Below are 18,954 nucleotides of genomic sequence, written 5' to 3'. Positions count from 1 at the left end.
CTCACGCCGCCAGCGCGTTTTCCACGATCTTCACGAAATACGACGTGCCGAAGACGATCGCCTCGTCGTTGAAATTGTAGGCGGGGTGATGCAGGCCGGCGCTGTCGCCGTTGCCGCAGAAGATGAAGGCGCCGGGCCGCGCTTCCAGCATGTAGGAAAAATCCTCGGCGCCCATCAGCGGCGGCATCTCGTGCACGTTGGACGCGCCCGCGACCTCGCGCGCGATGCGGCTCGCGAATTCGGTCTGCGCCTCATGGTTGACGGTGACCGGGTAGCCGCGCTCATAGGTGAGATCGATCTTCGCGCCGGTCATCTTCGCAACGCCATCGACCACCTCGCGCACGCGCTTCTCGATGAGGTCGCGCACCTCGCGGGTCAGCGTGCGCACGGTGCCGCGCAGCTCCGCGGTCTGCGGGATCACGTTGCGGGCGTTGCCGGCGTGGAATTCGCACATCGAGATCACGGCGGAGTCGAGCGGATCGACGGTGCGCGCGACGATCTGCTGCAAGGCGGTGACGAGCTGCGCGCCGACCAGCACGGAATCGATGCATTTGTGCGGACGCGCGGCGTGACCGCCGAGCCCTTCGATCTTGATGTCGATCGCATCGGTCGCGGCCATGATCGGGCCGGTGCGGATCGCGAACGAGCCGATCGGAATCCCCGGACCGTTGTGCATGCCGTAGACCTGCTCGATGCCGAAGCGATCCATCAGGCCGTCCTTGATCATCGCGGCTGCTCCGGCCCCGCCCTCCTCGGCCGGCTGGAAGATCACGACCGCCTCGCCGGCGAAATTGCGCGTCTCGGCCAGATAGCGCGCCGCCCCCAGCAGCATCGCGGTGTGGCCGTCATGGCCGCAGGCGTGCATCTTGCCCGGCGTCTTCGAGGCGTAGGGCAAATTGGTCTGTTCGTGAATCGGCAGCGCATCCATGTCGGCGCGCAGGCCGATCACCTTGACGTCGCCCTTCGCCGGCCCCTTCTTGCCCTTGATGACCCCGACCACGCCGGTCTTGCCGAGCCCGGTCGCGACCTCGTCGCAACCGAACTCGCGCAACCGGTCGGCGACGAATGATGCAGTGCGGTGCACATCGTAGAGCAGCTCGGGGTTTTCATGGATGTCGCGGCGCCAGGCCTGGATATCGGGTTGCAGATCGGCGACGCGGTTCACGATGGGCATGAGAATTCTGGCCTCAGAGGTTGGACGTAAGTCATCTCTAGCATGCAAGAGCCGGTCCACCCAAACAGATGTGGCATGCTCGCGGCTGGAGCCTGCATTCGCAATCGGGATGCGGGCCGTCCCTCGCTGGACTTTGCGCAGACCTCAGGTCTGATATCATCGCATCCGACCAAAGCCTAATAGTGCGGCACATATCCCGCACGGATACTACCCCAGGTTTCCCGCACCGAAATCCTCCCGCCTTCCAACACGGAGCGGCTGCATGACGCCGGATCAAGCGGTCCTGTTTTCCACCATCATCCTGCTGGTGCCGATGGGATACTTCCTGCTGGCGGCGCCGGCGTTCCTGCTTGTGAAGCTCGACGTCCCGCCGGTCACACGGCTGCTGCGTGGCATGTTCAATGCCTACTTCCTGGTGCTCACTGTTTCGGGCGTGATCGGCACGCTCGCCTTTGCCACGGCCGGCCGGTTCGCCGTTGCGCTTGGCATCGCCTTGATCGCGGCGTTCGCGGTGCTGGCGCGCCGATGGTTCTTGCGGCGGCTCGATGCTGAGGCGGACGCGCGAGACTCGGGTGATCCCACCGCGGTGCGGCGGCTGCGCCAGCTGCATTGGGGCGGCATGCTGTGCAACGCGGTGCAGGTGTTCGCTCTGGTCGGCAGCATTCCCTACATGGCGCCGCTGCCCTGATCGCGGTTTGCTCGCTCGTCCGGATGCGGTTCCCGGCTGTCCGCTATGCGTCACGTTTCCGATGCGGATCGTACTTCGAAAGCACGTCCTTGAGATAATCCCGGCTTTTCCATTCCGGGGCGGGCGGCTCGTACCCGGGCCGAGGCACGTACAGATTCGCCGGTACGTCCGCTGAGGCGCCCATCAGGTCCGGAACGTAGCGCGGGCAATTTGGAAAGATCTCGCATTTGACGCGCACGACGACCTTCGCGCCATGATGCCCGGCAAGCACTTCGGCGCTGTCGTGGATCGTTGCCTTGCCTCGGATGCGCGTGCGAAACGTCTTGCCGTCGAGCCGTACAAACAACAATCCGACGTTCGGGTTGCGCTGAATATTGCCGAGCGTGCGGTACATGTTGTTGCCGTCGTACTCAGGGAATTCAAGCGTATCAGGCCCGGTGATCTTCACGAAGCCGGGATCGCCGGAACGCATCGAGCAATCGACGTTGTCCTGATAGCTGGTCGCGATGAAAAAGAAGCGTGTCTCCTCGATGAGCTTGCGGTCCTGTTCCCAGAACTCGAAGTGGAGGCGATGCTTCTCGAGGCCGTCGGCGACACGCCGACCGTCGAAGCGGTCCTGCAACTCACGCATTCCGTCGTGATAGAAAGGGGCGCGGACTGGGTCGGCCACGGCAATCCTCCGGCAAGTTGAGCAATCGATCTGCACTTTGACGTGGCCGCGATTTTCCTTGGCAGTTCACCCGGCCAGCAAGGCGAAAGACTATTCATTCGGCATGGGCGTGGAAAGCCATCCAGGTCCGGAGCGGGTGAAAAGGCGTCGATAACGGCCGTCCCCTACCCTGATGTCAGCATCTGGCTGCGGATCTCCTGCGCGGTGCGGCGCAGCGGCAGCAGGAACTTCTTGCGCGCGCCGGCTTCGCTCACCGTTCCCGAGATCGTGTTGACGCTGAGCGCGGCGACCACCGCGCCCGCGGGATCGCGCAACGGCACCGCGATGCCGCAGATCGCCGGATCGAGCTCGCCATCGACCCAGGCATAGCCGTCGCTCTCGACGCGCGCGAGCAACTCGCCGAGACGCTCCGGATCGGTGACCGTGCGCGGCGTGACCTGCCTGAAGCCCCCGGTCGCGAGATAAACCTCGCGGGTGCCGGGCGGCAGCGCCGCGAGCATGACGCGACCGAGCGACACCAGATGCGCGGGCAGCCGGCTGCCGACGCCGAGATTGGCCGAGAGGATCCGCCGCGCCGGCAGGCGCAGCGCATAGACGATCTCATCCTCGTCGAGCACCGCCATCGCGCAGGACTCGCCGATCTCGTTGCGCAGATTTTCCAGCGCGCGCTGCGCATGACCCCAGTATGGCAGCGCGTTGAGATAGGACAGGCCGAGCCCGAGCGCGCGCGGCCGCAGGCTGAAATAGCGTCCGTCGGACGCGCAATATTTCAGCGCGACAAGGGTCGCGAGGATACGCCGCGCGGTGGCGCGGTTGAGGCCGGCAGTATCGGCGGCCTCCGCCAGCGTGTGCCGCCCCGGCGGCTTGCCGAGTGCCTCGATGATCGAGAAGCCGCGCGCAATCGCGCGCACGAAGCCGTCACTCTCTTTGCTCATGGCGGGCGCCCAGCTGGTTCCGTCATCGCGCTCACGACATCGCAGCCCGCATGGCTGCCTGCACATGACGCGGCTCTGCGCGCTTGTCAGGGGCTCCCGACCACGCTAGCGTCAATTCATACAGCGAATTAATTGTTCGCCTGGCGAACTCAGTAGCAGGAGGATGCACGATGACGCAAGCAGAAAGTTCTGCGGCCACCCCGTTCGAAACCGATTTCTGGAAAGACGCGAAGCTGCGCAAGGTGTGGGACGACATCGTCCCCGGCGAGCCGCGCAAGACGCTGCCCTACAAGCTCACGCAGGAAGCGATCGCGCTGTACTGCCGCGCAGTCGGCGAGACCAATCCGCTCTATCTTGACGAAGCAGCTGCGAAGGCCGGGCCCTATGGCGGGCTGATCGCGCCGCCCGCGATCCATATCCTCTTGATGTTCGCCTGCACGCCGGCCGACGACTGGATGCGCTCACCGGGCACCGTCAATGCCGGACAGTCGTGGAGCTACAGCATCCCGGCCCGCCCCGGCGACACCATCACCCTGCAGGCTCGCGCACTCGACAAGTTCATCAAGCGCGAGCGGCTGTTCGTGGTGCACGACAACGTCTTCTTCAACCAGCATGGCGACGTGATCTGCTCGGGTCGCGGCCAGACCATCCGTCCGATGTAAGGAGGATCATCATGACCCCGGCGAATTTCGAATCTCTCAAGGCCGGCGACACCATCGACGGCCCGGCATTCGCGGTTTCGCGCGAATCGATCCGCCTGTTCTGCGATGCGTCGCTCGACTACAACCCGCTGCATCTCGACGACAACTACATGAAGGGCGATTTCGGCAAGACCAATTTCGGCGGCATCATCATGCACGGCATGAACAATTTCGGCCTGATCTCGCGCATGTTGACCGACTGGGCGCTTCCGGCCGGCGCGATCCATCGCAGGCTCGAAACGCGCTGGCTGAAGCCGGTGAAGCCCGGCGACACCATCCGCCCGGCCGGCACCATCAAAGCCAAGCAAACGACCGCGAAGTCACGCTGGGTGCTGGTCGACGTCGCCGTACAGAACCAGCGCGGCGAGACGGTCGCGGCCGGCGAAGCGATGCTGGAGTTTCCGCCGAACGCGAAGGCGGGCTAGCCGCGCGCACTCGATCGGAGCAACGGGCTCGACTTACCTCGCCCCGCCTGCGGGGAGAGGTCGGAATGCATCGCTAGATGCATTCCGGGTGAGGGGGAGCCTCCGCGAGGGTTGCTGTCACCGTCTATGGGAGACGGCCCCTCACCCCAACCCTCTCCCCGTAAGAACGGGGCGAGGGAGCCTACCGCCGTCGCGGCACCAACAAACAATCAAATAATCATTTCGAGGAGACTTTCATGCAGGATGCGGCCCATTCGCGGCTCTATGGACGGATCGCCTGGCGCCTGATCCCGTTCCTGCTGGCGTGCTACACGGTTGCGATTATCGACCGCTTCAACATCGGCTTTGCCAAGCTGCAGTTCCTGCACGACCTGCAGATCGACGACGCGGTGTTCGGGCTTGCCGCCGGCATCTTCTCGGTCGGCTATGTCGCGCTCGAAGTGCCGAGCAATCTCCTGCTGGTCAAGGTCGGTGTCCGCAAGACGCTGCTGCGGATCATGGTACTGTGGGGCGCAGTCACCGTGCTGCTCGCGCTGGTGCAGAACCAGTATCACCTCTATCTGCTACGCTTCCTGCTCGGCGCCGCCGAGGGCGGCTTCTTCCCCGGCATCCTGTATTATCTGACGCTGTGGTTCCCGGATCGCGTGCGCGGCCGCATGACGAGCCTGTTCGTGATGGCGGTGCCGCTCGGCGGCGTCATCGCGGGTCCCTTGTCGGGCCTGATCATGGATCACATGCAGGGCGTCCATGGCCTACATGGCTGGCAGTGGCTGTTCATCCTCGAAGGCGGCCCGGCCGTGCTGCTCGGCATCGCCGCCTATTTCTACCTCGCCGACGGACCGCAGGTCGCGAGCTGGCTGAGCGCCGACGAGCGGCGGCAGGTCGCAAGCGACCTCGCCCGCGACCGCGCCGCTGTTCCCGGCACCACGCGGAGCTTCGCGGCGGCGCTGCGCGAGCCGCGCGTCTATCTGCTCTCCTTCATCTACTTCGCGTTCTTCTGCTCGCTCAACACCATCCTGTTGTGGACGCCGACGCTGCTGAAACGCGTCGGCGTGGCGACCACCACCGAGATCGGCTGGCTGAGCGGCGCGATCTCGGTTGCATCCGCGCTCGGCATGGTGGCGATCGGCTACAGTTCCGACCGCACACGGGAACGGCGCTGGCACGTGGTCTGCTGCGGCCTCGTCGCGGCGGCCTGCTTCATCGCCTTGCAAGCCGCGCAAGACAGCGTGCTCCTGACCGTGACGCTGCTCGCCGTCGCCTCGATCGGCATCTTCGCGATCCTGTCGCTGTTCTGGACGATTCCGAACGCGATGCTGGAGGGCAGCGCCGCGGCCGGCGGCATCGCGCTGATCTCAGCGATCGGCTCGTTCGGCGGCGCGGTCTGCCCTGCCCTGATTGGCTGGATGACTGCCGCAACCGGGAGCATCTACGCACCGCTCGCCCTCGTCGGCGCCGTGCTCGGCATCGGCATGCTGACGCTGATCGTCTGTGTTCCCCGCGCGAGACATGAGGTCACACTGGCCGAACCGAGCCGCCCCTGATCATCCAGCGCACGCCCGGCATCCACTGCCGGGCTTGTCTCGACCGGCCGCGTCTGGATAGAACTCGGTCCTGACTCTGTCAGTACCGAGTTCTATTTTCTTGTATTGACGCGTTTTCTTCACGCGAACCGGGCTCCACTTCGCTCGAAAACGCTATAGAAGGGGCCCAACAAAAGACGCTTGCCGGGAAAGAGGACATGCCGCGAAGGCTCGAGGGTGATTTCGACTACATTATCGTCGGCGCAGGCACGGCGGGCTGCATCATGGCCAACCGCCTGTCGGCCGATCCGAAGAAGCGCGTGCTGCTGCTGGAAGCCGGCGGCAAGGACAACTGGATCTGGTTTCATATCCCGGTCGGCTATCTCTTCGCGATCGGCAATCCGCGATCGGACTGGATGTTCAAGACCGAGGCCGAGCCCGGCCTCAACGGCCGCGCGCTCGCCTACCCGCGCGGCAAGGTGATCGGCGGATCCTCCGCCATCAACGCCATGATCTCGATGCGCGGCCAGGCCGCGGATTACGACCACTGGCGGCAGCTCGGCCTCACCGGCTGGAGCTACAGCGACGTGCTGCCGGCGTTCAGGCGGCTGGAGGATCATTTCCTCGGTGAAAGCGAGCATCATGGTGTCGGCGGCGGCTGGCGCATCGAGGCGCCGCGGCTGTCGTGGCAGATCCTCGACGCGGTCGGCGATGCCGCCGAGGAGATGGGCATCAAACGCATCCCGGATTTCAACACCGGCGACAATGAGGGCACCAGCTACTTCCACGTCAACCAGAAGCGCGGCCGGCGCTGGTCGTCGGCGCGCGGCTTCCTCAAGCCGGTGCTGAACCGCAGCAATCTCAGGCTCGAAACCGACGTGCTGGTCGATCGCCTGATCATCGAGAGCGGCCGCGCTGCCGGCGTACTGTTCCGCCAGGGCAATGAGGTGGTGGAGGCGCGCGCCAGGGGTGAGGTAATCCTCTGCGCCGGCTCGATCGGAACCACGCAGGTGCTGCAGCGCTCCGGCATCGGTCCGTCCGAATGGCTGTCGCCGCTCGGCATCGACATCGTGCTCGACGTGCAGGGCATCGGCCATAATCTGCAGGACCATCTGCAGCAGCGCGCGATCTACAAGGTCTCCGGCGTGCGCACGCTGAACGAGACCTATTACAATCTGGTTCGCCGCGGCCTGATGGGCCTCGACTACGCATTTCGCCGCCGCGGTCCCCTGACCATGGCGCCGTCACAGCTCGGCATCTTCACGCGCTCGGACGCGACGCGCGCGCGCGCCAACATCCAGTTCCACGTGCAGCCGCTGTCACTCGACAAGTTCGGCGATCCCTTGCATCGCTTCCCCGCGATCACGGTGAGCGCCTGTAATCTGCAGCCGAGCTCGCGCGGCACCGTGCGCATCAAATCGTCCGTTCCCGACGACAAGCCGTCGATCGCGCCGAATTATCTGTCGACCGACGACGACCGCCAGGTCGCGGCCGACGCAATCCGCACCACGCGCAAGCTGATGAAGCAGAAGGCGTTGGAGAAATATCATCCCGAGGAATTCCTGCCCGGCCCCTCGGTCGGCGACGACGATGCTTCGCTTGCCAAGGCTGCCGGCGACATCGGCACCACGATCTTCCACCCCGTCGGCACCGCGAAGATGGGAACCGCCAATGATCCGATGGCCGTGGTCGACGAGCGGCTGCGCTTCTACGGCCTGCATGGCCTGCGCATCGCGGATGCCTCCGTGATGCCGACCATCACCTCGGGCAACACCAACACGCCGACGGCGATGATCGCCGAGAAGGCGGCCGCGATGATCCTGCAGGATGCGCGATAGAGAGACGATGAACGCCCCGAAGCGCTTCCTGGTTGGAGATGCCGGTGCACAGGTTGCGGTGGCGCAATGGGGCGAGCCGGCCTCGGACAAGCCGCCGGCGCTGCTGCTGCACGGTACAGGCTTTGTCGCGGAGGTGTGGACCGAGGTCGCAGAGGCGCTGGCGGCCGATTACACGGTCTACGCGCTCGACCGCCGCGGCCATGGCTTGAGCCACAAGCCGCCGGCCGATCGCTATCACTTCCAGGATTTTGCCGAAGACGTCCGCATGGTGGTGGAGCGCCTCGACCTCCATGACATCTACGCCATCGGTCACAGTGCCGGCGCAACCGACCTGCTGCTCGCAGCCAGACTGATGCCCGGTCGCTTCGCGCGCCTGCATGTCACGGAGCCGACCGCGATGGATCCGCGCGCGCCGCGCGCCGGAGACCTCAGCGACATCGCGAACGGCTCGGTGCAGGGCGTGCTGCGCCGCCGGGCCGAGTTCGACAGCGCCGACGATCTGTTCCAGCGGCTGCGCGCCGCGCCGGCCTTCGCACCATGGACCGAACGGTCGCTGTGGGCCTATGTCCATCACGGCTTTGCGCGGCTCGACGACGGCCGCATGCGGCTGCTTTGTACGCCGGAAATCGAGTCGGCCCTGCTAGGGCCGATCTTCCAGGCCATGGAGCAGATCTACACCGGCGATGGCCGCGGCAATCCGTTCCCGTGGTTCTCCGAGATCGCCTGCCCGGTCTGCATCGCGACCGCCGAGCAGTCATGGCCGATCTACAAGGAAATGGCCGACCGCGCCGCGGCGCTGATCCCGCATGCAAGCCGCTGGACCTTCGACGGTGTCGGACATTGCGTCGCGCAGGAAGCGCCGGAGTTGATGGTGGCAGCGCTCACGACATTTGCCGCGCGTGCGCGTTAAGGCGTGCACGTATCAATGCGTTGCGTCTAGCCGTAGTGATCGAACTCGCTCAGGGCAATTCGGACCTCTCGCGCGAAATCGACCAACGACACGATGAAAGCCACAACGGCAACAATGAAGAGAATGGCAACGCCCCGCTCGTGCTGGATGTGAAGGAACGCACTCACAAAGCCGACGACGATGACAACGCTGATCGAAATGCTTCCCATGATGGACCAGAAGATCGCGCGATTGATCATGGTGGCGCGCCGAGCAAGACGCGGCAGGTCTGCCTTGAGCCGGCATCTCGCCTGATCCTGATCCGAAATTTGGTTCAGGTAAATCGATCTGTCGATGATCCGGTTCAGGCGGGAAATCAGCACCGCGATAAAGGCCGCCAATGCGCCAAGCAGAAATGCGGGCGCAGCCGCTTGAGAAATCACTTGAGAGAGCTGACTGACCGACGGCGTATCCGGTAACATTGACTCCACTTTCGGGTTAACGCGGCCGAAATCAACCGGCCGAGCATTGGCAACTTGGGCCCTGCGGCCTGACAATCACGACGCCCGCGTATCGAACCGGCGTCGGCGAAAATTGCCGGGCGGCGTCCGAACGGCGGGCGTCGCCACCGGCACGGTTGCGGCCTATAGTGGCGTGATCTCGGCACAATCGAAGGCGCCAGCAGCGCTGCTATTTTGTCACGACCCGTCGGGTCGGCGTCACGGTGCTGGTCGGCGCCATCGGAGAGATCGAGAACGTCAACCAGGTATTCCAGCCGGCCGGGCGATTCTCTGCTGCAAATTCTCCATACCCTTTGAGATTCAGATAACCCTGCATGTCGCCTACGGGAAACAGGAAGCCGATCTGCGGACCAACGCCAAGCACGCGGGACCGGAAGCCTCCCAGGACAGGGTGCTGGCCGAAATCGTCGGTGACCTGCTGATAGGCATATCCAACCAGGCCAACGAAAACCTGCTTTGACAGGAATTGGGAGGCGCCCCAATCCAGATGGAAGTCGACCCCGCTCTGGTACTGGGTATCCGGATTCTTGAAATTGTAGGTGAAGCCCGCGACCGCGGAAAATTCGTGGCCCGCCTGCTGGTTAAAGTAGGTGTAGCCGCCGCCGGCATCGATGGCCGCGTGACCGATGCCGAGATTGGCAAGGCTGCTCGGGCTGTATGCTCCGACCGGGATGTCTCCCGTTACATAGCTCATGAAATTGTGCACCCCGGCGTTCCACTTCAGCGTCGCCTGCGGGTAGAGGTCGCCGACCGATGTGATCGAATCGCCGAAGCTGCCGGTGCGGGTTGTCGCCAGCGGACCGACGGCCGCCGTCAGCGTCCCCGCAAGATCCGCGCTCGACCGTCCGAACAGCCCGGTCACGCCGATGGCAAGTTGGCCACCCAGCACCGGCGTTGCGAACGTATAAGTGGGATTGAGAAGGATGAGATCCGCCTGCGCGTTGAGATGCAGGTTTAGGTTGACGTTAGCCGCGGCGGGGATTCTGCCAACCTGGATCTCCCTGGCGGCCGCGGCATTGCCGAATGCACTTACGCTGGTGTGATAGTAGACCTCCGCCATCGACCAGCCAGGGACCTGCGGGGTCGCAGCGAGGCTGCCGAAGCGGCCGGGAAGCCAATATGAGACGCCGGCCTCGTCGGCACGCGCGGCCTCAGATGAAACTGACGCCATGACCAGTATCATGGCGATGCCGACATCCCTGAGTGTCTTGCCTCGCCCGTTTGGTCGCCGCCTCATCGAAAGACCGCGAAGCCGCATGTCACGCCCCCTTTGGTGCGGTGCGGAACGACCTGTACGGCTCGCTCAGGCGCACGATTCGCCCGCGCAAATTGTAGCACATTGATTCATGCCGGCCCGGTTGGAGCCGGCATGAATCCAGTTTCTCAGGCCCCGATCTTCTTGGCGGCCGGAATCGTCCAAGTGCCGTTGATGATCGAAGGGTCGGTTTCCTGCGGCCAATACATCCGCAGCATGAGTATGAAATCTCCCTCGGGCGCAGGAAGCCAGTTCGATTCCTTGTCTTTGCCGGGCGAGTCCTTCTGAATGTAGAGATCGGTCGAGCCGTCCGGATTTTCCTTCAGATTTTCCCGCGCACTGATCGAATATCGGTTGAGCGGATTGTTCACGAAGAAGTAGCTGCTGTCGTACATCGTGAGCGACCAGAATCCCTCGACCGGAGGCAAGTGGCCTTTGGGAAACCGCATGACGTACTTGTTCGCACCATTGTACTTGCGCTCATCCGCATCCTTTTGCGAGGTCGGATAGACCGCATCCTGCGGGCGGTTGGCGCCGAGTCCGATCGCGGTTACCAGGGCCCGCATCAGGTAGTCCGTCCCGCTAGATGCCGGTTTTCGTCGTGAACGCAAAGCCATTCTCATCCGTGATGGCCTTGTTGACCTTGAACTGAAGCATGATCCTGTCGAATGACACCTCGGGGACACGCTTCAGGAAGTCCGCCTTCAGCTTGGTCTCGTCAAAGTCCCGCCCGGGTACGATGCCGATGCGGGCAAATTTGGCGAGCTGGGCCGCGTCTGCCGCGTTCGGCGGGTTGCTTTTCATGAGCTCGCATAGCAGCTTGAAATACGACACCGCGTCCATGCGATTGACCTGTTCGCGGACGGCCGTCTTCATGTCGATCGAAGGATCGACCTTTCCTGGAGGCGGTGTGTACGGCTTGCCGTAAGCACTGAGCGGAACGAGCTTGCACTCATCCTGCAGCTTGTGGACGGCGGCGTAGTCCTCCGGCGTTCCGGTGCAATAGATGCGGCCGAGCAGCCACACGATATTGGTGGGCGATTTGTACTCCTTCACGCCGTCCGGCAGCGTGCCCTTCCAGCCGGGCCCGGTGATGGCATAGGTTTGTGCACCGGTGCCGGTGGTGCGCTTTCCCGGCACCTGGAACACCGTCGTCCAGCCATCAAGCATGGGCATCAGGAAATAGCGCCCCTTCATGTCCGGGATGCTGAGGACCCACGGTTCTTTCCCGACGTCGAAGAAGGACGTGGTGTAGAGCGTGTCCGCGTTGGGCGCAGTGACATCACGGAACGACGCGTCCGGATATTGGCGCAGCTTGATGATATGGCCCATCGGCCCGCGCGTGCCCACGGGCTCCGCGACGTTGGTGATGATCCTCCGCGTCATCTCCATCGTCACCAACGGATAGCCGAATATGTAGGCGTCGCTCGCGAGCCAGAAGTCTTCCAAGCCCTGACCGACACCCAGGAAAGCTCCCTCCTCGGCGACGGCTGGTCGACCTATCGCCGCTCCGGTGAGCAGCCCCATTCCGCCGAGCGCAAGATTGCGACGCGTGATCTCCATTGTTTTCTCTCCTTTGCAAATCGAATGATCTTCAAACAATCGTCAGGCTGCTCCGACTGTCGGCCCGCCGTAAAAGGTGTCCTAGCCCGCGGGTCAGGGCTGCATCCTGATCCCGAGCGCCGCTCTCATATCCTTGAAGACCACTGCGATGGCTTCGATGATGAGCTGGTCAGGATGAGCCTTGCAATGTTGAATCACTTCGTGCTCGGCCTCGCGGGACTTCTTGATGTCGAGGTAGTGCTTGCGCGCAAGCCCGTTGTACCAACCGCTGTACCAGGCAGTGAGAAGATCGGCGTCTCCCTGCCATGTTCCGGCGAGTTGCGCGCAGGTCAGCTTCTGAACGTCCAGATAGCCTTCGGCGTTGGCGTAGGCGCTGAGGTCTGTCTGCGCGTGCGCCGACTGAATGCCGGCGACGATCAGCGATGCTGCGATCATAGCGGTTCGTCTCATGATGCTCTCCTGTGAGCTCGCGTGCCCGGCTTAGATCGCGGCCGATCTTCCACCTGTCGGCCCAGCGGCTTCGACGCGACGGTCGCGTTGCTCAGTAACAAGGCGGATAAGGATAGTATCCGCATCGGGGGGCGTAGTACGGATAGGCTGCCGCAGCTCCAAGTGCGGCCGCACCCGCGACTGCAGCGCCGCGGTAGTAAGCACCTCGCCAGGCGGTGCGGCGGGCAACGCCGGCAAAAGACAGCGGCGTGAACGGACGACCGATGATGTCGATAAAGATCGACGCCGGTCCATCAGCCCCCGCAAGGTCGCCTTCGAGCATATCGACATCGAAAGTCAGCCTGTCGCCTTCGAGCTTGGGCGATTTCAGGACGACGACGGCGTCCGTTACCGATGATCCGTCTTTCCTGAACCCGGACACCGTGGCGTTTGGAGGGTCTTTCGCGAAATTGTCACTGCCATTGCCCCAATCCTCGACAATGCGCGATGTGAGATCATGACCGGCTGCCCTCACGGGCCGATCGGCGAACACGATCGCATTCGGTGAAACCCCCGTCAGCACAAGCTTCCCGTCCTTCAAGCTCGCACCGCGCGAGTTGAGAACGAAGAGCGATGGCACGACTTCCGGCTTTGCCTGACCTATCGACTTCTCGAGCGGTACGTGTGGTTTGTTCTCGGGTGCAGTTTGGGAAAGCACCTTATGGGGAGCGGCAATCAATCCGGCGACGCAAAATACCAACAGAGCTGAGCGAAGGGTCATGTTTGTTATTCCTTTGGGGAGCGCAATCTCGGCAATCAGCTTCGCTAAGCATTTCGCGCCAATTCAAATCGCGCGTCTTGCCATTTCGCGCCAATGATCGGAATTGTCATGGCCCAGCGGTGTGGGATCTCTTGCGATGGCCCGCTTGGCCCTGCCGATCGGCAAGTTGCCGCTGCCTGTAAACGATAGGTTGGATTTTCATCAAACGCACGAACCTGCGGCTGAAGCTGCTGGCGTTGCTATAGCCGACGAATTTCGCGATTTCCGACAGCCGCTTGCTTGAGTCTGCGAGCAAGCGGCAAGCGATGTTCAAGCGAACTTCCGCGAGCATTTCGCTGTGGCTGGTGCCCAGGCGACCAAGGTGTCGCTGCAACGTGCGCGAGCTGATCTTGAGGGCGTGAGCGGTGCTATCAAGAGTTGCGTCACCGTGTCGCAGCGACGCGACAATGACTGCGCGGACCGCCTGGGCTGAAGGCAATCGGACAGCTCTCATCGGTTGGTTTGAGGCGTGAAGCCCGTGCTCCTGCAGGAGAAACGACGCTTCAAGATAATGCAGCTTCGCCCACCGATCTGGCCATCAGCCGCCAAAACTTTCGCCAATCGGAATTCGTCGCAGCTGGTTGCGCGATAAAGACAACGCAAGACGAGTTCCGGCCTGCTAAGCTGCGATCGCGGCAAAACTTCTTGGGTAGGTAGTAATGACCGTCATTCCATTGACCCGTTGTCAATTTCTGATCCCGTTCGCTGAGCTCCATTCTGAAATAGGCGGCTCGACGGCAGCACTTCTCGCCAAATTTCAACTCCCGACGTCCTTTGAAGAAAAAGCGGATCATTACGTGCCTTTGCTGCCGGCGGTTCGGTTCGCGACGGCCGCTCAGCAAAAGCAGGGCCTATCGGAAATTGCCTTTCGCGCAGCCCAACGACTGTCGTTCGAACATTTGAGCGAAGCCATGCGGGCGCGGGTGCGCCATGCGCCAACGCTTCTGGTTGCCCTGCAGCAAATATGCCGGTGGGCGCCGTGCGAAGATACGATCCTCCAACTATGGCTCGAGCCAAGCGGCGAGAATTTGAAGATTTGCAGCAAGCTTATTGGAACGGAGGGCATTTCCCATCTTGAGATATCCCAGTGGCTTCAGAACATATTCGTCCTGCACATCGTCCGTCAGTTCGCCGGGATCAGTTGGTCTCCGAGAGTGATTGCGTTTGAAGCACTCTACACGCCGAGCCCGGAGGTCCAGTCGCATTGGCCGAACACGCGCTTCATGTCGGGTCAAAAGGCGTCATGGATCGAAGTGCCGGTAGAACTCCTCAGTCTTGCAAATCCCGCAAGCGACGTTCGGCCGACGCCCGCCGATCACGAGCCGCAGTCATTCGGAAAGGACGTCGTCAGCGCACTGAAGCTAAGCTTGCCCTCCTACCTTGATCAAGGAGGCCTCACGATCATGCAGGCCGCCGAGATGATGGGCGTGAGCACCAGGAGTCTGCAGCGGAGGCTTTCGCTCGCTGGTCTGACATACTCGGGTCTGCTTGAGCAGGCTCGCTTCAACAATGCGGCCAAGCTTCTGGGCAGCACAGAAATCAAGATCATCGACGTTGCATTCTCGTCGGGCTATGCCGACCCTGCCCACTTCACGCGGGCTTTCCGCCGGATTTCCGGCTGCACCCCACGGGAGTTTCGGCAGAGGTCGAGGAACGGACAAGCCACGATCGATCGGCCTGCCTCCCGATCCAATGGCAATCGCCGCGCCTAGGGAAGGTTCTCGCCTTGAACGCGCCGCCACGTAACAACGCGGGGCTCCTGGCTCCCGGATCGATCTTGAGCGCGGCATTGTGCGCGCTGCTCATCGCCGTCCCGGTTGCGCAGGCCTTTGCCGCAAACGATGATGGCCTTGCCAATGCTTCGGTGCCGACGATCTATCTCGACCTCAGGACGATCTACGCACAGGTTCCGGCAGGATCGCTCGCGTTCGGCTTTGGCCATCCGACGCTGTTCAATACGCAGACGCTTGCGACATCAGGCGGCGCGGCATCTCCGGTCGGCCTGCCAGCAGCGAAATCCCTCAATATGGATTTTCCGCTGACGGTCGATGTCACCGAGAGCGCCTCGCTCTATGCCGGCGTCTCCGGAAGTTCGACGAGCTTTGGAAGCTCCGGCTTTTCGTCCCTTCAAATCACAAGCTGGAACATCGGCTTCCAGGCCGACCTTTACGAGCAGAACGGTGGAACCTTTCCTACCGTGACGCTGCAGTCGACTATCACAAAGTCGATTCCCGATGGTCCACTGAGCACAACCTCCTTCAACCACATTCTCGAATTTGACTATGCGCTCGATTCCGATGAGACCAGAGGCTTCCTCAGCGGTTTCCAATACACGCGAACCGACGTCGACGGTGCGCTGGGAAGGATCAACCCCAACACGATTGCCTATGTCGGCGGCTACTATCAATGGCCGAACAATTGGAAATTTACCGGCCGCGTGGGCGTGCAATCCTTCGAGGGCGCGCAGCTTCTGAACCTCGCATCGATTCAGCCCTTTGCGCAACCGATCGTGCGGTTCGATCTCGACCGCGTGGACGATAATGACAACCGACTGTTTGGCGTCACAGCCGAAATCATGTGGGTGCCGAAACCGGCCTATCAACTGACGTTCAGAACGCCTCTGTATGCCGTCAAGAACTAGCCGGCGCCCCGGCCGCCCGAGCAAGCAAGCACCGAGACCATCCGACGAGGGTGCGAGCGACCCGCCCCCGACCGTGCTCCTACGACAGGTAGTTCTGCTCCGGTCACTTTGACTGCGTCCTCTGCGGCCATCACCGGGTCGGCCATCGGCGCGCCGGGATGCTGCGCCAATCGGTGCAGTGACACGGCCAAACAGTCATGGCGTCAGCCGTTACCTCAGAAACCGAAGCGCGCTCGCGGCAACCAATCGTCCGGCTATTGTTGATCGTCGAACAGCTTCGCCGAGGAGACCGGCGCGCGCACCGGCTGGATCGTCAGCCGATAGGCGATCAGGTTGGTGCCATCGAAGGCCTCGAGCAAGTAGTCGCAAACGGGACAGCGATACTCACCTTTGGTGCCAGGTTCGGACCATAGCTCCAACCGCCGGAAACCTGCGCCACAGCACGCGCACGTCACATCCGCTTTGCGCACGTTGATCCTCTTGGCTGCGTTCTGCAGGAGGTAAAAACACCAGGTGAACTCGGCAATGAAACGATGGCTGTCGCCTGACTGAGGCGAAAAGCAAATGCCATGGAACTCACGTTCGCATTCCAGGCAAGATGCTTCGGCAGCAGAGTACAGATTGTGCCTGGGGTTGATGACAGCTGCCTGACCCTTTTGGAATGCGCGCCCTGCTGCATTCCGTTGATCTACGTCAATCTCGCGAGGCGAAATTGTCGCAGTGTCGCCGTTCGCAAATTGTCCCATAGGGAGGACACGCCATGCTTCGTTGCATCCTCGCCGCTCTGGCGGCTCTGGTTCTCGTCGCTGTCTGCCTGATTCCTGATGACGCCTATGCCCGTCGCGGAGGAGGCGGCGGCTTCCGCGGCGGCGGAGGCGGCTTTCACGGCGGCGGGATGCGTGGCGGTGGCATGCATGTAGGCGGCGGAAGAGTTCACGGTGGAGGATATCGCGTTGCCGGCCGTCCAGGTGGCCGACCGATTGCAGGGCGTCCGGGCTATCCCGGTCGACCGATTGCAGGGCGCCCTGGCCGCCCGGTCGCCGGCTATCCCGGCTACGGCAGAGGCTACTATCGGCCGGGCTGGGGTTATGGTGCTGCCGCCGTCGGCGCTGCAGCCGCAGCCGGCGCGTATGGCGCCTATGGCTACTACGGCAACCAAAGCTGCTACTACAATGAATACGGGCAAATGGTCTGCCCGCAGTATTGATCCGGCTGAGCTGCAATGGATGGACATGCGGTTGCACCGCACCGGCTCGCTGTCGAGCTTCGTTCAGGCATCGGCATGTCCATTTTGAATGGATCGATCGCAAAGAGACGCCATGATCGCCATCGTGGCGGTCCCTTGAATTTTGCTTTTCCAAGGAGACGGCTCGATGGAGTACAACGCCTTCACCGACGCGAGCCTTAAGATGATGTACGAGGCTGTTCGCGGCGCGCTCGAAGCCGACGATGAGTTCGAGGCAAACGGTGAAGATCCAAAATTCCGGGTCCGGTCGACGGCCGAATGGAAGCGGCATGCCAGCAATCTTGAGGCCGAGATTCTGAAACGGGGGCTCCAGATCGACATCATCGACTGGACGCGCGGTCAGAGCGAGCTACCGCTCTAAAGCCATCAGGGGTCCGCGTGAACGCGACGAAGAACACGCGCCCTCGTCCGGATTGGTGCCGGCAACGCTCGCCGTTGATCAAACCGGGCCGTGCGATCCAGGTGGCACCATGTACAGGGTCATGGCGAAAATCACATAGATGAGCACGAGCAAGGCGCCGATAAACCATGCCGACCGTCCGCTGTTGGTGATGAAGCAGGACGTCACGGAGGCGATCATGACCATCGTCACGGCGCCCGGCCAGAACTGCAAATCCATCGGCTTCGGACCGACGACGTAGCTCAGAAGCACCAGCGCCGGCGCGACAAACAAGGCGATTTGAGACGCGCTGCCGAGCGCGATGCTGACGCTCATATCGAGACGGTTCTTGCGCGCCGCAGAAAACGCGACCGCCATTTCTGCCGCGGCGCCGACCAGCGCGACGATGATGAAACCGACGAACGCCGGGCTCAATCCCAGCGTCTCGCCCGCTTTCTGCACCGAGCTAACGAATATTTCGCTGACCAGTGCAACCAGCACCGTGACGACGAGAAGGGTGCCTAACGCAAGTCCGATCGGCCAGCCGGCGCCGCCGGTTTCGCCATGCTCCTCGCTTGCGAACAGCTCCTTGTGTGTCTTGAGCGAGAACAGCAAGCCGAGCCCATAGGCGCATATCAGCAGCACAGCGAGGCCCGTACTGAGAGCCAGCGCCATGGCCTCGCCGCGCGCCGGATCGAGGTCGGCAACAGCCGAGGGCGCAAGCAACGCAATCGTGGCCATCAGCAGCAGCGCTGCGTACATCCTCCCGCCGGCCCGGTTATATTCCTGAACGTGATGGCGGAGCCCCCCGAGCAGGAACGATGCGCCGAGCATGAAGAGTGAATTGGTGACGATGGCACCAGCGATCGATGCCTTCACCAGCATGTATTCGCCGGCATGCAGCGCAGCGATCGCGATAATCAGCTCGGTCAGATTGCCCAGGGTTGCGTTGAGCAAGCCTCCGATTGCGTCGCCCGTTTTCTCCGCGACGCTTTCCGTCGCGTGGCTGAGAAGGGCAGCCAACGGCACGATGGCCAGCACGGCGAGCACAAACAGTGCTGTGTGGGCGGACGGAGCTGCCGTCTCGACCACCAGCACAATCGGCACGAAGACAAGCATCCAGAATAATGGATTGTGACGAATTTCCTTGAGCAGAAGGTGCATGGGACCGCCCGGTCGGTGGGAGTTGGACAGCAATTTCTGAACACCATGGACCGCCCGCGCTTGATCTAGCTCAACCCGCAAACAGCCGACGTC

Annotated in this window: 20 protein-coding genes and 1 pseudogene; 10 read left to right on the top strand and 11 right to left on the bottom strand. The window is 62.5% G+C overall.

Going from position 1 to position 18,954, the window contains the following annotated elements:
* Position 1: 1 nt before the first annotated feature.
* Positions 2-1,174 carry a M20 aminoacylase family protein gene (locus ACVIHF_RS07510; RefSeq protein ID WP_057015671.1) on the bottom strand — a complete coding sequence of 391 codons (1,173 nt, stop codon included), beginning with the start codon at positions 1,172-1,174 and terminating at the stop codon, positions 2-4.
* Positions 1,175-1,436: 262 nt separating this feature from the next.
* Here ACVIHF_RS07510 and ACVIHF_RS07505 point away from each other — a divergent pair, with 262 nt between their 5' ends.
* A complete protein-coding gene (locus ACVIHF_RS07505) occupies positions 1,437-1,862 on the top strand; it encodes a hypothetical protein (RefSeq protein ID WP_057015672.1) in 426 nt (141 codons plus the stop codon).
* A 43-nt stretch (positions 1,863-1,905) separates the two neighbouring features.
* Here ACVIHF_RS07505 and ACVIHF_RS07500 read toward each other — a convergent pair whose 3' ends face one another.
* Both ACVIHF_RS07500 and ACVIHF_RS07495 read right to left on the bottom strand, forming a co-directional pair.
* Positions 1,906-2,532 carry a pyridoxamine 5'-phosphate oxidase family protein gene (locus ACVIHF_RS07500; protein WP_253609562.1) on the bottom strand — a complete coding sequence of 209 codons (627 nt, stop codon included), beginning with the start codon at positions 2,530-2,532 and terminating at the stop codon, positions 1,906-1,908.
* 164 nt (positions 2,533-2,696) lie between these two features.
* Complete coding sequence (locus tag ACVIHF_RS07495; protein WP_253609563.1) at positions 2,697-3,467, bottom strand: IclR family transcriptional regulator domain-containing protein; 771 nt, start codon at positions 3,465-3,467, stop codon at positions 2,697-2,699.
* 170 nt (positions 3,468-3,637) lie between these two features.
* Here ACVIHF_RS07495 and ACVIHF_RS07490 point away from each other — a divergent pair, with 170 nt between their 5' ends.
* From ACVIHF_RS07490 to ACVIHF_RS07470, 5 genes are all read left to right on the top strand, one after another.
* Positions 3,638-4,129 carry a MaoC family dehydratase gene (locus tag ACVIHF_RS07490; RefSeq protein ID WP_253609564.1) on the top strand — a complete coding sequence of 164 codons (492 nt, stop codon included), beginning with the start codon at positions 3,638-3,640 and terminating at the stop codon, positions 4,127-4,129.
* 11 nt (positions 4,130-4,140) lie between these two features.
* A complete protein-coding gene (locus ACVIHF_RS07485; RefSeq protein ID WP_253609565.1) occupies positions 4,141-4,593 on the top strand; it encodes a MaoC family dehydratase in 453 nt (150 codons plus the stop codon).
* A gap of 236 nt (positions 4,594-4,829) precedes the next feature.
* Positions 4,830-6,137 carry an MFS transporter gene (locus ACVIHF_RS07480; protein ID WP_253609566.1) on the top strand — a complete coding sequence of 436 codons (1,308 nt, stop codon included), beginning with the start codon at positions 4,830-4,832 and terminating at the stop codon, positions 6,135-6,137.
* A gap of 197 nt (positions 6,138-6,334) precedes the next feature.
* Positions 6,335-7,954, top strand: a complete 1,620-nt coding sequence (locus ACVIHF_RS07475) for a GMC family oxidoreductase (protein WP_253609567.1) — start codon at positions 6,335-6,337, stop codon at positions 7,952-7,954.
* Between the two features lie 7 nt (positions 7,955-7,961).
* Entirely contained in the window at positions 7,962-8,864 is a 903-nt protein-coding gene (locus tag ACVIHF_RS07470; protein ID WP_253609568.1) for an alpha/beta fold hydrolase, read from the top strand.
* A gap of 26 nt (positions 8,865-8,890) precedes the next feature.
* Here the strand turns inward: ACVIHF_RS07470 and ACVIHF_RS07465 are convergent, their stop codons facing one another.
* The 6 genes and pseudogenes from ACVIHF_RS07465 to ACVIHF_RS07440 form a co-directional block, all read right to left on the bottom strand.
* Positions 8,891-9,400, bottom strand: coding sequence for a DUF2721 domain-containing protein (locus tag ACVIHF_RS07465; protein WP_253635991.1), 510 nt, complete (start codon positions 9,398-9,400; stop codon positions 8,891-8,893).
* A 133-nt stretch (positions 9,401-9,533) separates the two neighbouring features.
* The gene (locus ACVIHF_RS07460) at positions 9,534-10,535 is read right to left on the bottom strand and encodes a SphA family protein (protein ID WP_309144978.1); all 1,002 of its coding nucleotides are present in this window, start codon (positions 10,533-10,535) and stop codon (positions 9,534-9,536) included.
* Between the two features lie 212 nt (positions 10,536-10,747).
* Positions 10,748-12,182 (bottom strand): annotated as a pseudogene (locus tag ACVIHF_RS07455) (DUF1254 domain-containing protein).
* A 93-nt stretch (positions 12,183-12,275) separates the two neighbouring features.
* On the bottom strand, positions 12,276-12,617 hold the full coding sequence (locus ACVIHF_RS07450) for an HdeA/HdeB family chaperone (protein ID WP_018270606.1): 342 nt from the start codon (positions 12,615-12,617) through the stop codon (positions 12,276-12,278).
* A gap of 106 nt (positions 12,618-12,723) precedes the next feature.
* Positions 12,724-13,392 carry a hypothetical protein gene (locus ACVIHF_RS07445; protein ID WP_253609570.1) on the bottom strand — a complete coding sequence of 223 codons (669 nt, stop codon included), beginning with the start codon at positions 13,390-13,392 and terminating at the stop codon, positions 12,724-12,726.
* 106 nt (positions 13,393-13,498) lie between these two features.
* Positions 13,499-13,885, bottom strand: a complete 387-nt coding sequence (locus tag ACVIHF_RS07440; RefSeq protein WP_253609571.1) for a helix-turn-helix domain-containing protein — start codon at positions 13,883-13,885, stop codon at positions 13,499-13,501.
* Positions 13,886-14,090: 205 nt separating this feature from the next.
* Between ACVIHF_RS07440 and ACVIHF_RS07435 the strand changes: the two genes are divergently transcribed.
* Both ACVIHF_RS07435 and ACVIHF_RS07430 read left to right on the top strand, forming a co-directional pair.
* Positions 14,091-15,143, top strand: a complete 1,053-nt coding sequence (locus tag ACVIHF_RS07435) for an AraC family transcriptional regulator (RefSeq protein WP_310880723.1) — start codon at positions 14,091-14,093, stop codon at positions 15,141-15,143.
* A gap of 152 nt (positions 15,144-15,295) precedes the next feature.
* A complete protein-coding gene (locus tag ACVIHF_RS07430) occupies positions 15,296-16,072 on the top strand; it encodes a hypothetical protein (RefSeq protein WP_253609573.1) in 777 nt (258 codons plus the stop codon).
* A gap of 254 nt (positions 16,073-16,326) precedes the next feature.
* Here ACVIHF_RS07430 and ACVIHF_RS07425 read toward each other — a convergent pair whose 3' ends face one another.
* The gene (locus tag ACVIHF_RS07425; protein WP_253609574.1) at positions 16,327-16,818 is read right to left on the bottom strand and encodes a hypothetical protein; all 492 of its coding nucleotides are present in this window, start codon (positions 16,816-16,818) and stop codon (positions 16,327-16,329) included.
* Between the two features lie 14 nt (positions 16,819-16,832).
* Here ACVIHF_RS07425 and ACVIHF_RS07420 point away from each other — a divergent pair, with 14 nt between their 5' ends.
* Positions 16,833-17,279, top strand: a complete 447-nt coding sequence (locus tag ACVIHF_RS07420; protein WP_076833062.1) for a hypothetical protein — start codon at positions 16,833-16,835, stop codon at positions 17,277-17,279.
* A gap of 166 nt (positions 17,280-17,445) precedes the next feature.
* Entirely contained in the window at positions 17,446-17,679 is a 234-nt protein-coding gene (locus ACVIHF_RS07415) for a hypothetical protein (RefSeq protein WP_253609575.1), read from the top strand.
* A gap of 78 nt (positions 17,680-17,757) precedes the next feature.
* Here ACVIHF_RS07415 and cax read toward each other — a convergent pair whose 3' ends face one another.
* A complete protein-coding gene (gene cax / locus ACVIHF_RS07410; RefSeq protein ID WP_076833060.1) occupies positions 17,758-18,861 on the bottom strand; it encodes a calcium/proton exchanger in 1,104 nt (367 codons plus the stop codon).
* Between the last annotated feature and the right edge of the window lie 93 nt (positions 18,862-18,954).

The sequence above is a fragment of the Bradyrhizobium sp. USDA 4506 genome, assembly GCF_054058795.1.
Note: the sequence above shows the minus strand (reverse complement) of the source record. Positions and strands in the feature narration are given on the sequence as shown.